This window comes from Micromonospora sp. FIMYZ51 (assembly GCF_038246755.1).
Lineage (GTDB): Bacteria > Actinomycetota > Actinomycetes > Mycobacteriales > Micromonosporaceae > Micromonospora.
On the sequence record NZ_CP134706.1, the window covers coordinates 6,512,642 to 6,526,309 of the forward strand.

General features: G+C 71.4%; 13 protein-coding genes and 2 pseudogenes. 9 read left to right on the forward strand and 6 right to left on the reverse strand.

All coding sequences use genetic code 11. The features are described from left to right. Nucleotides 1–72 precede the first annotated feature (72 nt). Nucleotides 73–858: a DeoR/GlpR family DNA-binding transcription regulator gene (locus QQG74_RS29325; RefSeq protein ID WP_341717879.1), complete on the reverse strand. Its 786-nt coding sequence runs from the start codon at nt 856–858 to the stop codon at nt 73–75. A 196-nt stretch (nt 859–1,054) separates the two neighbouring features. Here QQG74_RS29325 and QQG74_RS29330 point away from each other — a divergent pair, with 196 nt between their 5' ends. The 3 genes from QQG74_RS29330 to nagA all read left to right on the forward strand — a co-directional run bounded on the left by QQG74_RS29330 (nt 1,055) and on the right by nagA (nt 4,342). After that, entirely contained in the window at nt 1,055–1,984 is a 930-nt protein-coding gene (locus tag QQG74_RS29330; protein WP_341717880.1) for a sugar isomerase, read from the forward strand. 97 nt (nt 1,985–2,081) lie between these two features. After that, nucleotides 2,082–3,236 carry an ROK family protein gene (locus QQG74_RS29335; RefSeq protein WP_341717881.1) on the forward strand — a complete coding sequence of 385 codons (1,155 nt, stop codon included), beginning with the start codon at nt 2,082–2,084 and terminating at the stop codon, nt 3,234–3,236. Then, entirely contained in the window at nt 3,233–4,342 is a 1,110-nt protein-coding gene (gene nagA, locus QQG74_RS29340; RefSeq protein WP_341717882.1) for an N-acetylglucosamine-6-phosphate deacetylase, read from the forward strand. Before QQG74_RS29335 ends, nagA begins: the two co-directional genes overlap by 4 nt. Here nagA and QQG74_RS29345 read toward each other — a convergent pair whose 3' ends face one another. Continuing rightward, entirely contained in the window at nt 4,343–5,551 is a 1,209-nt protein-coding gene (locus QQG74_RS29345) for a DUF4032 domain-containing protein (RefSeq protein ID WP_341717883.1), read from the reverse strand. It lies immediately after the preceding gene. Nucleotides 5,552–5,693: 142 nt separating this feature from the next. On the opposite strand from QQG74_RS29345, the gene QQG74_RS29350 reads away from it, so the two are divergent. Beyond that, nucleotides 5,694–6,431 (forward strand): phosphatase PAP2 family protein, encoded by a 738-nt coding sequence (locus QQG74_RS29350; RefSeq protein WP_341721432.1) that lies wholly within the window; start codon nt 5,694–5,696, stop codon nt 6,429–6,431. 9 nt (nt 6,432–6,440) lie between these two features. Then, nucleotides 6,441–7,673 carry an APC family permease gene (locus tag QQG74_RS29355; protein WP_341717884.1) on the forward strand — a complete coding sequence of 411 codons (1,233 nt, stop codon included), beginning with the start codon at nt 6,441–6,443 and terminating at the stop codon, nt 7,671–7,673. A 21-nt stretch (nt 7,674–7,694) separates the two neighbouring features. Here the strand turns inward: QQG74_RS29355 and QQG74_RS29360 are convergent, their stop codons facing one another. Next, nucleotides 7,695–8,210 (reverse strand): DNA mismatch repair protein MutL, encoded by a 516-nt coding sequence (locus tag QQG74_RS29360; protein WP_341721433.1) that lies wholly within the window; start codon nt 8,208–8,210, stop codon nt 7,695–7,697. A 108-nt stretch (nt 8,211–8,318) separates the two neighbouring features. On the opposite strand from QQG74_RS29360, the gene QQG74_RS29365 reads away from it, so the two are divergent. From QQG74_RS29365 to QQG74_RS29380, 4 genes are all read left to right on the forward strand, one after another. After that, complete coding sequence (locus tag QQG74_RS29365; protein WP_341717885.1) at nt 8,319–9,005, forward strand: response regulator transcription factor; 687 nt, start codon at nt 8,319–8,321, stop codon at nt 9,003–9,005. Further along, the gene (locus QQG74_RS29370; RefSeq protein ID WP_341717886.1) at nt 9,002–10,315 is read left to right on the forward strand and encodes a HAMP domain-containing sensor histidine kinase; all 1,314 of its coding nucleotides are present in this window, start codon (nt 9,002–9,004) and stop codon (nt 10,313–10,315) included. The genes QQG74_RS29365 and QQG74_RS29370 overlap by 4 nt, the downstream gene beginning before the upstream one ends. Nucleotides 10,316–10,401: 86 nt before the next feature. After that, on the forward strand, nt 10,402–11,220 hold the full coding sequence (locus QQG74_RS29375; RefSeq protein WP_341717887.1) for a lytic polysaccharide monooxygenase: 819 nt from the start codon (nt 10,402–10,404) through the stop codon (nt 11,218–11,220). Beyond that, entirely contained in the window at nt 11,205–11,819 is a 615-nt protein-coding gene (locus QQG74_RS29380; protein ID WP_341717888.1) for a DUF305 domain-containing protein, read from the forward strand. Before QQG74_RS29375 ends, QQG74_RS29380 begins: the two co-directional genes overlap by 16 nt. 4 nt (nt 11,820–11,823) lie before the next feature. Here the strand turns inward: QQG74_RS29380 and QQG74_RS29385 are convergent. The 3 genes and pseudogenes from QQG74_RS29385 to QQG74_RS29395 form a co-directional block, all read right to left on the reverse strand. Further along, a pseudogene (locus QQG74_RS29385) lies at nt 11,824–12,225 on the reverse strand (TrkA C-terminal domain-containing protein); the annotation flags it as partial. 258 nt (nt 12,226–12,483) lie between these two features. Next, nucleotides 12,484–12,724: pseudogene (locus tag QQG74_RS29390) on the reverse strand (type II toxin-antitoxin system RelE/ParE family toxin). Then, nucleotides 12,721–13,020: a type II toxin-antitoxin system Phd/YefM family antitoxin gene (locus QQG74_RS29395; protein ID WP_341717889.1), complete on the reverse strand. Its 300-nt coding sequence runs from the start codon at nt 13,018–13,020 to the stop codon at nt 12,721–12,723. Before QQG74_RS29395 ends, QQG74_RS29390 begins: the two are co-directional and overlap by 4 nt. Nucleotides 13,021–13,668 lie beyond the last annotated feature (648 nt).

Genomic DNA, 13,668 nt, shown 5'->3' on the forward strand with positions numbered 1-13,668 from the left:
GGCAGCGGGCGGGGTGTTAAGAAGGGGCCCTTCCTCTACCGGAGGCGTTAAAAGGGGGCCCTTCCTTGCACCTCAGGCGGTGATGACGTGGACGCCTGCGGCGCGGAAGGCGGCGACCAGTTCGGGGGCGGCGCCCGAGTCGGTGACCAGGGTCTCTACCCGCTCGACGGGGCAGATCCGGGCGAACGCGTGGCCGCCCAGTTTGGACGAGTCGGCGATGATCACCACTCGTTTGGCACGGGCGACCATGAGGTTGTTCATCGCCGCCTCACCCTCGTGGTGGGCGGCGGCGCCGAGCTTCGGGTCGATCGCGTCCACGCCGAGCAGCGCCACATCCAGGGTGACCTCCCGCAGCAGCGCTCCGCCCAGCGGGCCGACCAGCTCGAACGACTTCGGCCGCACCACCCCGCCGGCCACCACGACCTTCATCCGGGAGCGGACAAGCAACTCGTTCGCGATGTTCAGCGCGTTGGTGACCACGGTGAGCTGGGCGCCCTCGGCGTTGGTGTTGAGGTCCGGACGGACGGCCAGCGCGCGGGCCACCTCGGTGCTTGTGGTGCCGCCGTTGAGACCGACCACCGTGCCGGGGGAGACAAGTGCCGCAGCGGCGGCGCCGATGCGCTGCTTCTCGGCGGAGTGCTTGGCCGTCTTGTACCGCAGCGGCAGGTCGTACGAGACGCCGTTGGCGACCGCGCCACCCCGGGTGCGCGTGATCATCTGCTGTTGGGCGAGTTGGTCGAAGTCCCGCCGGATGGTGGCCTGGGAGACGTCCAGTCGCTCGGCGGCTTCCTCGACGGTGACCCGACCGGAGTCGGTGAGCATCTCGAGCAGGGCGTTCCACCTCGCGTAACGGTCCACCCCGGGAGCCTCCGTGTCTGCACGAACGGTGATTGGTTGCGTGCACACTAGTGCTCGAAACTAGGATCAGGCAAAACCTCTCGTTGCTCGATTGCGCCTGCGGTTGCTATTTCCACCAGGTTTCACGCAGAATGACGCGCGAAAGATGGGACTAACGAGCCGTATTGCGCAGCGGCCCGCCCGGCGAGGAGTTCTCATGGCGTATGTCCACGCGGAGATCGCGAGCCAGCCGGACTGCTGGCGCAAAGCAGCGGAAGTCGCACCCAGCGTGCTGGACCGGCTGCCCCGCCCCGGCGAGCGGGTCGCCGTCGTCGGCTGCGGCACGTCGTGGTTCATGGCGATGGCGTACGCGGCCCGCCGGGAAGCCGCCGGCCAGGGCGAGACGGATGCCTTCCAGGCCAGCGAGTTCCCCGCCGGCCGCCGCTACGACCGGCTGCTGGCGATCACCCGCTCCGGCACCACGACCGAGGTACTGGACCTGCTCACCGCGCTACGCGGGCAGACCCCGACCACGGTGCTGGTCGGCGATCCCGACTCCCCTGCGGTGAGTGTCGCGGACGCCGCCGTCACCCTGCCGTTCGCCGACGAGCGCTCGGTGGTGCAGACCCGCTTCGCCACCACCGTGCTGGCCCTGCTCCGCGCCCAACTCGGCGACAACATCACGGCACTCGTCGCCGACGCGGAGGTCGCCGTGCGGGCCCCGCTGCCGATCGACCCGGGCCTGATCGAGCAGGTCACCTTCCTCGGCCGGGGCTGGACGGTCGGGCTGGCCCAGGAGGCGGCGCTGAAGTGCCGCGAGGCGGCCACGTTCTGGGCCGAGGCGTACCCGGCGATGGACTACCGGCACGGCCCGATCTCCGTGGCCGCCCCCGGCCGGCTGGTCTGGGCCTTCGGCGAGCTGCCCGACGGGCTGCCCGAGGACGTCGCCGCCACCGGCGCCGCGTTCGCGCACAGCCGCACCCACGGGGTGCGTACCGTGCTGGGCCGGTGGGCCGCCGGGCGTACCCCGGTCGACCCGATGGCCGACCTGATCCTGGCGCAGCGTTTCGCCGTCGCGCTGGCGACCAGTCGCGGGCTCGACCCGGACGCACCCCGGCACCTGAGCCGCTCCGTGGTGCTCACGTGAGTTCCTCGCCAGGAGATCTTGGTACGAATCTGCCCCCGCAGGGGCGCTCCCGCACCAAGATCTCCTCGCGGCGGGGTACGCCGCAGGGGATGCGGTGGTGAGTGGCGGGCAGGTTGCCGTCGCGCTGGACGTGGGCGGCACCGGGATGAAATGCGCGCTGATCGGCACGGACGGTGCCGTGCGGCACGCCGAACGGCACCCCACCGACGCCGGGCGCGGTCCCGATGCCGTGGTCGAGAAGATCCTCACGGTGGCCGAGGGACTGGCCGGCAAGGCGCGCGTGGACGGGCTCGATCCGATCGCGCTCGGCATCGTGGTGCCGGGCGTCGTGGACGAGGCGCGCGGCGTCGCGATCTGGTCGGCGAACGTCGGCTTCCGGGACGTACCGCTGCGGGAGCTGGCGTCCGCGCGGCTCGGCCTGCCCACGGCGCTCGGCCACGACGTGCGCGCCGGTGGCCTCGCCGAGGCGCGGCTGGGCGCCGGCCGCGACGCCGGGCACGTGCTCTTCGTGGCGATCGGTACCGGCATCGCCGCCGCGCACGTGGTGGCCGGCTCGGCCGCCACCGGAGCGCACGGCGCCGCCGGAGAACTCGGCCACATCCTGGTCCGCCCGGACGGGCCGGTCTGCGGTTGCGGTCGGCCCGGCTGCCTGGAGGCGATCGCCTCCGCCTCGGCCATCGCCCGCCGCTACGCCGAACTCACCGCCACCGAAACCGACACCACTACCGGCACCACCGGCCTCGCCACCGCCGACACTGCTACCGACACCACCGGCACCGGCACCGTCGACACTGCTACCGACACCGGCACTGGCACTGGCACTGGCACCACCGGCACCGGCACCGGCACCGGCACCCCTGATACCGGCACCGGGGCTACCGGACCTGTGGACAGCGCAGCGGACGAGGGGTCCGCCGCTGGAGCGGCCCCGGGGCGGACCATGGTGACCGCCGCCCAGGTGGCGGCCCGGGCGGCGGCGGGCGAGGAAGTCGCCAGCCAGGTCTGGCGAACGGCCGTCGAGGCGCTGGCCGACGGTCTCGCCACCGGCCAGGCACTCTTCGACGTGCAAACGATCGTGCTGGGCGGCGGCCTCGCCCAGGCCGGCGCCGGGTTGTTCGACCCGCTGCGGACCGCGCTGCGGGACCGCTTGACCTTTCACCGGGAACCACTACTGGTCCCGGCCGCCCTCGGCGACGAGGCCGGATGCCTCGGCGCCGCCCTGCTCGCCCTCGACCAGCTGGAGACGAGATGACCCTTCGGGTGAACGGCAAGGTGGTGACCCCGACCGGGGTGATCCAGCAGGGTTGCGTGGAGGTCAGGGGCGACCGGATCAGCGCCGTCGCGGAGTATCCGTCGATCCGGGACGGCCACTGGATCGTGCCCGGCTTCGTGGACATGCACACCCACGGCGGGGGCGGACACACCTTCACCACCGGCGACGCCGACTCCGCCCGTGCCGCCGCCCGCTTCCACCTGGGCCACGGCACCACAAGCATGCTGGCCAGCCTGGTCAGCGCGCCCTTCGAGCTGATGCGCTCGGCCACTGCGGCCTTCGCGCCGCTGGTCCGCGAGGGAGTGCTGGCCGGCATCCACTTCGAGGGGCCGTACCTCTCCGCCGCCCGGTGCGGCGCACAGAACCCGGAGTTCCTCCGCGACCCGTCCGCCGACGAGCTGACCGAGCTGATCAAGCTCGGCGAGGGGGCGGTACGGATGGTCACCCTCGCCCCCGAGCGGACCGGCGCGATCGAGGCCATCGGTCTGCTCACCGGGCAGGGTGTCGTGGTCGCGGTCGGCCACACCGACGCCACGTACGAGCAGACCTGCGCCGCCGTGACGGCCGGCGCCAGCGTGGGCACCCACCTGTTCAACGGGATGCGTCCGGTGCACCACCGGGACCCGGGGCCGGCGGTGGCGCTGCTGACCGCGCCGAACGTGTTCTGCGAGTTGGTCGCCGACGGGGTGCACCTGCACGAGGGCACCCTCACCTTCGCCGTCGCGACCGCCGGCCCGGAGCGGTGTGCGCTGGTCACCGACGCGATGGCCGCCGCCGGGATGCCGGACGGCGAGTACGAGCTGGGCGGTCAGGCGGTGACCGTGGCCGACGGGGTGGCCCGACTCGCCCGCGACGGCGCGATCGCCGGCAGCACTCTCACCATGGACGCGGCGCTGCGCCACGCGGTCGCCGTCGGCATGCCGGTGCCCGACGCGGTACGCATGGTGTCCACCACCCCGGCCCTGGCCGTCGGAATCGGCGACCAGGTCGGTGCCCTTCAGGCCGGTCTGCGCGCCGACCTGGTGGTGCTCGACGACGACCTGAACGTGGTGCAGGTGATGCGCGCCGGCAAGTGGGTGCAGTGATCAGCTCTTGGACATCTCGACACCGAGCACGGCCTGCTCGTCGGGGCGGTGCACAAGCACGTCGGTCAGGTACGACTGCACCGCCTGGCGCATCCCGACGTCCCGTCCGGCCCGCTCGGAGAGCAGCCACTTGTGCTCGATGATCTGGGCGAACAGCTCCTGCGGCTCCAGCTTGCGCCGCAGGTGCGCGGGTACCGCCCGGACCACCGGCTCGAACACCTCGGTGAGCCAGCGGTGGGCGGCCTGCTGCTCGTCGATCAGGTCGCTCTCCGCCCGGTACGCGTCGAGGTCGTTGAGTAGCTTGCGGGCCTGATTCTCCTCGGCGTCCAGGCCGGTCAGCCGGATCAGTCGCCGGTGGTGGTAGCCCGCGTCGACGACCTTCGGCCGGACCAGGTACCGCCCGTTGTCGATCGTCGACATGGCCACCTCGGCCACGTCGAAGCCCAACTCGTTGAGGCGGCGGATGCGTCCCTCGATGTCGTGTCGCGCGTCCCGCTCGACCTGCTGCTCGTAGGTGATCTCGTGCCAGAGGCGCTCGTACCGCTGCACGACCTCCTCGCAGACCACCTCGGGGTCGATCGACTCGTGCAGCAGGCCGGCGGCCTGAAGGTCCAGCGCCTCGCCGAAGATGTTGACCCGGGCGATCTCCAGGTCCTCGCCCCGTTGACCGTTGGAGAGAATGTTGCGCAGCGCCCCGGTCTCGGCGTCGACCAGGTACGCGGCAAAGGCACCGGCGTCCCGCCGGAACAGCGTGTTGGACAGCGAACAGTCGCCCCAGAAGAAGCCGGTCAGGTGCATCCGGACCAGCAGTGCGGCGAGCGCGTCGAGCAGCCGGCCCATCGTCTCCGGCCGCAGCGTGTGGGAGAAGAGCGCCCGGTAGGGCAGGGAGAACTGGAGGTGCCGGGTGATCAGCACCGGGTCGAGCGGCTCGCCGGCCTCGGACTCCCGGTCGGCGACGATCGCCACCGCACGCACCGACGGAAAGTCGATCCGCTCCAGGGCGCGCAGCAGGTCGTACTCCCGCTCGGCCACCCGCTCGCCGGTCTCCTTGACCGCGTACACGTATCCGCCCAGTTGCACGAAGCGCACCACGTGCCGGGAGATGCCCTGCGGCAGCGCGACCAGGTGCTCGGCCGGCCACTCCTCGAGCGGGGTCGACCAGGGCAGGTCGAGCAGCGCCGGGTCGACGAGAGCCGAAGTGATCCGCACGGCGTCCAGTCTGACGCGTGCCCGGCCAGAACGCTTCCCCACGTGGCTGGTCCCACAGCCACCCCCGCACCGCGCGAGCCCGGCCGCCGCGTCGGGCCGGTAGCGTGATCGGGTGCGGGAAACCATTACGGTACGCAGAGAGCTGCGCCTCGCGCCGGTCCGGCCGGCCGGCTGGTGGTTCGACGCCGTGCTGCTGGTCGCCCTGGTCGGGCTGACCGCCGCGCTCACCGCCGGGATGTTCTTCGGGCTCGACCGCGCGGTGGCCGACTGGGCCGACGCGCACCGCCCGACCGCCGCCCGGTGGATCGCGATCGTGCTCAACTATCTCGGTCAGGGCACCCCGCTGACGCTGCTCGCGACCGGTTTGGCCGGGTTGCTGGCGGTCCGGCTGCGCTCGGTGCGTCCCCTGCTCGTACCGGTGACCGCCTTCGTGTTCACCCTGCTGACCATCGGTCCGCTGAAGGTGTGGACGGCCCGGCCCGCGCCGAGCGCCAGCAGCAAGGAACCGTTCCTGCCGCCGGAGCAGACCCTCCCGCTCTTCCAGGACGAGCTGCCGGTCCGGTTCGCCCAGTCGTACCCGTCCGGGCACGTCGCCAACGCGATCGTCTGGTACGGCGTACTCGCCCTGCTGCTCGCGCCGCTGCTGGCCGACCTCGGCCGCGCGCTGCCCCGCCGGCTGGTGCTGGTGATCCGGATCGGGCCGCCGGCCGTGGTGCTCTGCACCACCACCTATCTGGGTTGGCACTGGTTGACCGACTCGGTGGCCGGGCTGCTGCTGGGGCTGCTGCTGGACCGGCTGCTGCACCGGGTGCCCTGGGATGACCTGCCGCTGCCCGCGAGGTTACGGCGATGGGACCGTCCGTTCACCCGGCCTGTCTAGGGTACGGCTGTGGATCAGTTGGCCCGCCGGTTGGGCGTACCGGATGCCGTGGTTATCGGTCTGGGGTCGATGCTCGGCGCGGGCGTCTTCGTGGTTTTCGCCCCGGCTGCGGCGGCGGCCGGCGGGACCGGGTTGCTTATCGCGGTGGCCGTGGCCGGTTTCGTCGCCTACTGCAACGCGACGAGTTCGGCCCGGCTGGCGGCCCGCTACCCCGAGTCCGGCGGCAGCTACGTGTACGGCCGGGAGCGGCTCAACCCGTTCGCCGGGTTCCTCGCCGGTTGGGGCTTCGTGGTCGGCAAGACGGCCAGTTGCGCCGCGATGGCGCTGACCATCGGGGCGTACCTCTGGCCGGGGCAGGCCCGGGTGGTCGCGGTGCTGGCGGTGCTGGCGGTGACCGCCGTGAACCTGCGTGGCATCGGCAAGACCGCCGCCGCGACCCGGGTCCTGGTCGTCCTGGTGCTCGCCGTGCTCGCCCTGGTCGCGGTGACCGGGGCCGGGCACGTCCGGCTGGACCGGCTGGCCGGCTCCGACTCCGTCGGGCGGGGCGTGCTCACCGCCGCCGGCCTGCTCTTCTTCGCCTTCGCCGGGTACGCCCGAGTGGCCACCCTCGGCGAGGAGGTACGCGACCCGCGACGCACCATCCCCCGGGCGATTCCGCTGGCGCTCGGCATCGTGCTGGCGATCTACCTCACGCTGGCGTTTGTCACCGTCGGCGTGCTCGGTGCCGACCGGCTGGCCGCCTCCGCCGCGCCGCTGGCCGACGTGGTGAGCGCCGCCGGTCTGCCCGGCCTGGCGTGGGTGGTCCGGGCGGGGGCCACCATCGCGGTGACCGGGGTGCTGCTCTCCCTGCTCGCCGGGGTCGGCCGCACCACCCTGGCCATGGCCCGCCGCCACGACCTGCCCGGCCCGCTGGCCGCCGTGCACCCCCGGCACCGGGTGCCGCACCGCGCCGAACTGGCGGTGGCCGCCGTGGTGATCGTGGTGGTCGCCCTGGCCGACGTGCGCGGGGCGATCGGCTTCTCCAGCGTCACGGTGCTGGTCTACTACGCCATCACCAACGCCGCCGCGCTGACTCTCGGCCGGGACCGGGAGCGCCGGTTGCCGGTGCAGTCACTCGCGGTCGCCGGGCTGATCGGTTGCGTGTTGCTCGCGGTCAGCCTGCCACTGACAAACGTGCTTGCCGGTTTCGGGGTGCTCGCTCTCGGCGCCGCCTGGTACGCGCTGCGCCCCGCCCGGCACTGACTCGACCCGGCCGGGCCAGGGTCACCCGCCGACCTCACTGACCTGGACGAACGGACGATCGTCCCACCACATCGCGTGGATGATGAAGCTGTGGTTCGGCTCGTTGAAGTAGACGGCCATGTTGTCCGGTGAGTTCTGCACCTGCTGCACGGCGTACCCGTCCGCCGGGGTGGCCGTGACCAACTCGACCACGCCCGTAGCGCTCATCCGGATGACCGCCTGACCGCCTTCGACTCGAAACGAGCGGACATAGCTGCGTACCCCGTCGGCTCCGGTGGTGACCGTCCAGCCGTCCTCGATGGTGCTCGTCGGCGCGGTGGCCCGCGGCGGTCTCGGCGTTGGTCGGCTGCTGCCCGTCGGGGCCGCTTCGGTCGTCGCCGACGTGGTCGGACGTGGAGCTGGCCGGGTCGTGGCGGGCACCGCCTCGACAGCCGACGAGGGCAGCGGCGCCGGCAGACCTGGTGCCTGCGTCGACGGCAGTTGGCTCAGCGGGATGTCCGGCACGGCGGGCGTACGCAGCACGGGCAGGATCGCCATCGAGGCGAGCAGGATGCTGGACGCGGTGGCGATGCACCACCCCACGATCGGTGTCCACCGGGAGAACGGCACCGGGACATCGTCTCATTTACCCATATGGTGTACGCCATGGCGCTGATCCTGTTGGTCGAGGACGACCGCAACATCGCGGCTGCCCTCACCCGTGCGCTCACCGAGGCCGGTCACGTCGTACGGCCAGCCGGCCGCGCCGCCGAGGCGTTGAAGATCGCCACCGAGGAGCGGCCGGACCTGGTCATCCTTGATCTGGGCCTGCCCGACATCGACGGTGCCGACGCGCTGCGGATGATGCGCTCGGTCTCCGACGTGCCGGTGATCGTGGCGACCGCACGCCGCTCCGAGACCGACATCATCAGCCTGCTCAGTGCCGGTGCCGACGACTACGTGACCAAACCGTTCTCCGGCGGACACATCCTGGCCAGGATCGACGCGGTGCTGCGCCGGGCCCGGCCGGCCGCGGACCAGGCCGCCAAAGTGATCACCGTGGGCGAGTTGACGATCCGGCCCCGGCAACGCCTTGCCGAGTTGGCCGGGCGGCCGTTGCAACTGACCCGGCGCGAGTTCGACGTGCTCGCGTACCTCGCCGAACGGGTCGGCCAGGTGGTCAGCCGCCGTGAGCTGATGACCGAGGTCTGGCAGCAGGCCCGCATCGGCGAGGAACAGACCATCGACGTGCACATCTCCTGGCTGCGTCGCAAGCTCGGGGAGACCGCCGCGAAGCCCCGGTTCCTGCGCACCGTACGCGGCGTCGGCGTGATGATGGTCGACCCCCGATGAGGTGGGCGCTCAACCGGTTGGCCCTCGCCATCACCTCGATGGTGGCGCTCGCCTTCCTCGTGCCGCTCGCCGTGGCGACCGGTCAGATCGCCGAGGACCGGGCGGTAAGCGACGCCCGCCAGCAGGCCACCTCGCTGGTCACCGTGCTGGGCATGGACGCCGACCCGACGCTGCTCACCAACGCGGTGGCCAGCACCACCGCGGGCAGTACGGGTCGACTCGCCGTACACCTGCCGGACCTCGTGCCGGTCGGCACCTCGCACGTCACCGACGCCCAGGTGCAGACCGCCGCCCAGAACCGCCGGCCGACGCTGGCCCCGACGGGCGACGGCGTGGCGTACCTCCAGCCCACGGTGCTCGCCGACGGTCGCACCGTGATCGTCGAGGTGTACGTGCCGGGGGCCGAGTTGCGGCGCGGCGTCCGGACCGCCTGGATCGTGCTCGGCGCGCTGGCGGTCGGGCTGGTCGCCGGCTCGACGCTACTCGCCGACCGGCTCGGCAGCCGACTCGTACGCGCCACCCGGGAGCTCTCCGACTCGGCCCGTCGGCTCGGCGGCGGCGACCTGACCGTCCGGGTCGAACCGAAGGGCCCACGTGAACTCCAGGACGCCGCGCACTCGTTCAACACCATGGCTGGCGACCTGCGGCGCCTGATGGACCGGGAACGCGAGCTCTCCGCCGACCTGTCGCACCGGTTGCGTACCCCGCTTACCGCGCTCCGCCTCGACGCCGAGGCGATGCCCCCGGGCCCGATCGGTGACCGCATGCGGCAGGCATGTGACCTGCTCGACGAGGAGTTGGAGGCGATCATCCGCGGGGTCCGGCGCGGCACCGACGGGCAGCGCAACCAGAGCGCCGACCTGGTGGAGGTGCTGGCCGACCGGCTGGCCTTCTGGTCGGTGCTGGCCGAGGACCAGGAGCGTCCGTGGGAGGTGGCGGGCGGTGACGTACCGGTGGTGCTGCCGATGCCGCGCAGCGAGCTGATCCTGGTGGTGGACGCGATGCTCGGCAACGTCTTCTCGCACACCCCGGACGGCACCGCGTTCCGGGTCAGCATCTCGCCCGACGGGCTGCTGGTGGACGACGCCGGGCCGGGCATCGCCGACCCGACCAGAGCGGTGCAGCGGGGCGTGAGCGAGGCTGGCTCTACCGGCCTCGGCCTGGACATCGTGCGGCGGGCCGCAGAGACCGTCGGCGGCCAACTGATGGTCACCCGCAGTCCGCTCGGCGGTGCCCGGGTCGGCATCCTGCTGCGGCCCGCCGATGCTGTTCCGGAGCAGCCCAGGAGCGACCGTCGCCGAGTTTCATGATCCTTTCGGGGTTCGTTAAGGCTCCTTTATGGAATTCCGGCTTAGCGTCTCGCCATCACCGCTGGATCGAGTCGCCCGGAGTCCCCATGCGCAGAAAGATCACCTATCCACTGGCAACCCTCGGCCTGGTCGCCACGAGCCTGGCGGTGCCGTCCCCCGCCCAGGCCCACGGATACGTGTCCAACCCGCCCAGCCGGCAGGCGCTGTGCGCCGCCGGTACGGTCCGGGACTGTGGCCCGATCCAGTTCGAGCCACAGAGTGTCGAGGCGCCGAAGGGTTCCCAGCGCTGCGACGGCGGGGTCGGGCAGTGGTCGGTGCTCTCCGACGAATCCCGCAACTGGCCGGCCCGGAACGTGGGCAGCTCGGTGACCTTCACCTGGGTGCTGACCGCCCGGCATCGGACCGCCGACTGGCAGTACTTCATCGACGGCACCAGGATCGCCACCTTCGACGGTGGGAACGCCCAGCCGGACGCGACCGTGTCCCACACCATCAACCTGAGCAAGTTCCCGGGTCGGCAGCGGCTGCTCGCGGTCTGGAACATCGGCGACACCCCGATGGCCTTCTACAACTGCGTCGACCTGAACGTCAGCGGTGGCGGCGCCCCGCCGGCCGCAGCTCCGCCCGCCGAACCGCCCGCCGCCCCGCCCGCCGAAGCACCGCCCGCCGAGCCGCCCGCCGCCCCGCCGGCTGCGGCACCGCCCGCTGCCGCACCGCCGGCCGCACCGCCCGCCGCAGAGCCGCCACCGGCCGGCGACGGCGCCGCCTGGGCAGCCGGCGTCAGCTACCGGACCGGCGACGTGGTGACCTACCAGGGCAAGCGCTACCAGTGCCGGCAGGGCCACACCTCGCTGCACAGCTGGGAGCCCTCGATCTACACCCTCGCGTTGTGGCTTCCGCTGTGAGGCGCCGGCTGGTAGCTGCCGTCCTGCTCGCGCCGTTCCTGCTCGGCGCGTGCAGCACGCCCGACGCGGAGTCCCGCCCGGCCGCCGGTGACCCGGTGGGCTCCGAGACGGTCGCCGAGATCAAGGCGAGCGAGGACTACAACGACACCGACGTGATGTTCCTCCAGATGTTCGTCCATCACCAGCGGCAGGGCCTACAGATGACCGCCACTGCGGCAGACCGGGCGCAGGACCCCGAGTTGCAGACGCTGGCCCGCGCGGTGCAGGCCACCGAGCAGGACGAACTGACGATGATCGAGGGTTGGCTCGAAGACTGGGGCAAGCCCACCGAGGTCGACACCGCACCCAACCTGCATGCCGATCATGGTGGGCTGCCCGGCACCGGCCCGGCCGAGATCGCGGCGTTGACGACGGTGCCGGACGCGGAGTTCGACACCACGTTCCTGAGCCTCTTCCTGGCCCATCAGCACAACGCGATGGAGCTGGCCAACCTCGTCAAGGACGGCGGTAAGAACGCCGACACCAAGGCCTTCGGCGAGCGAGTGCGAGCTTCCCGGCAGGGCGAGATCCAACAGATGCTGAAACTCATGAACAAGTAGCGGCCTACTCTGCCGGCTCGCGGGATTCCGGCACTTCGGGCGAGGGCTCGGGCGGGGCGGCCCGGCGGAGCAGGGCATTCAACCCGGCCCGCCGGGCCACCACGGTCAACCGGTCCCCGGCCGCGATCGGCTGACGCCGCTCCGGCGTCCAGTCGTACCGCTGGCCCGGCCGGGCATGCGCGAGCAGACGCACGCTGCCCGTCCGACTGACCGTGCCGAGCGGACGACCCTCCAGGGCCGAACCAGCGGCCACCGCGATCTCGGTGACCAGCAGGGCGTGCCGGCCAACCGGAATGGTGGCGATCACCGCCCGGTCCAACAGCGCGGCGGCGAACGACGGCGCGGCCAGATAGGAGACGCTACGCGAGGTGCCGATGCCGAAGGCCCGCTGCACCCGCTCGGCGAAGTCACCGTGACTGGCACTCGATGTTTGCCCCACCGCGCCACTCCGACGTCAACACCATCCACCAACAGGCGCACGGATTCGGATTCGCTTGCGGCTGATTCCACCGAACATCATCGGCGTCGCTGGTGACAGCAGCCATGACAGCAACACCCACGCACGCCGGGACATACGGCGAATCTGATGTCCCAGGCCATCACCGGTGGAGGAGCGGCGAGCCAGCCGGGAGCTCCACGCCGCCAGGGCACCGATCTGGACGGCTTACGAGTAGACGTCCTTGCGATGCCCGACCGCGTGGATGGTCAACTCGTCACCGTCGAGGCGGTAGAGGACCCGATAGTCACCGACACGCAGACGCCGCCCGGATCCGTCGCGCATCTCGGTCGAGCTCTGTGGCTCAGGGTCGGAAACCAGGCCGAGGATCGCGCTCAGGACGGCCAGGAACGTTGCGGGGCTGCTTGTGTAGCCAGACCAGCACATCCCGGTCGATCTGAACCTTCACGCCGCCGCACCGCCGGCCCGGTCGGCCAGCAGCGCCTCCACCTCACGAGGATCGACCCCGAGTGACTCCAGAGCCGCCGACAGCGGCACGAACTGGCCCTCGGCACGGGAACGAGCGATCACCGCAGCGTCCCTGCGGTCCCGGAACGCCTCGATCTCCTCCCACTCGTCAATGCCCACCAGCACGGCCACCGGCCGCTCGTACTTCGTGATGATCACCGGCTCCCCGGTGCGCTCAACCCCGTCCAGCACCCGACCCGCGCCATCGCGAAACTCCCGCAGCGTAATCCTCACCATGCACGAGCTGTACCACGCGGTACCGTATAGCTCAGGGGGCAACGGGCAGCATCAGCTCCGAGACGCCATCCAGGCTCTGCCACCGAAGCAGCCACCGGGCTAAAAGTTGCTTCACCTAATCAAGCAGTGAGCCAGCCGGATCAAGGGGGTCGACCAAGATCCGACTAGCTCAAAACTGCTCTACAGGATTCAAGTACGGCCCGGCAGAGCCGGGCCGCGCGCACGCGCTACGGCCTACGGCCCCGCGCGCACGCCCACCAACACCAGGCCGGCCACCACCGAGGGCTGACCGAGTCGGCGCCGAGGCCGTGACGATCGCTCAACCACGGAGCCAACAATACGGTTCCGGCAATCGACGCCGCACCGCTACGCGGCACGCCACCGCAACTCCTGCCCCAGCATGCGCCAGCGCCAAGAAACGAGGCGCACCACCCTTGCAGCAGCCATCAATCTATGCGCATGTGATGCACATGCTTGACGGCAACCCTGACGGCAACGCAGACCAACCGCCAACGACCCGTAGGACCAACCGACACGCTCCGCATACGCGGACGTCCCCGCGCCGCAGCCGCACAACACACATTACTGGGACAGTTCGCCGCCGTTTCACTTCGAGCGAAGGGCATAGGTTTCGATGTCATCCAGGGC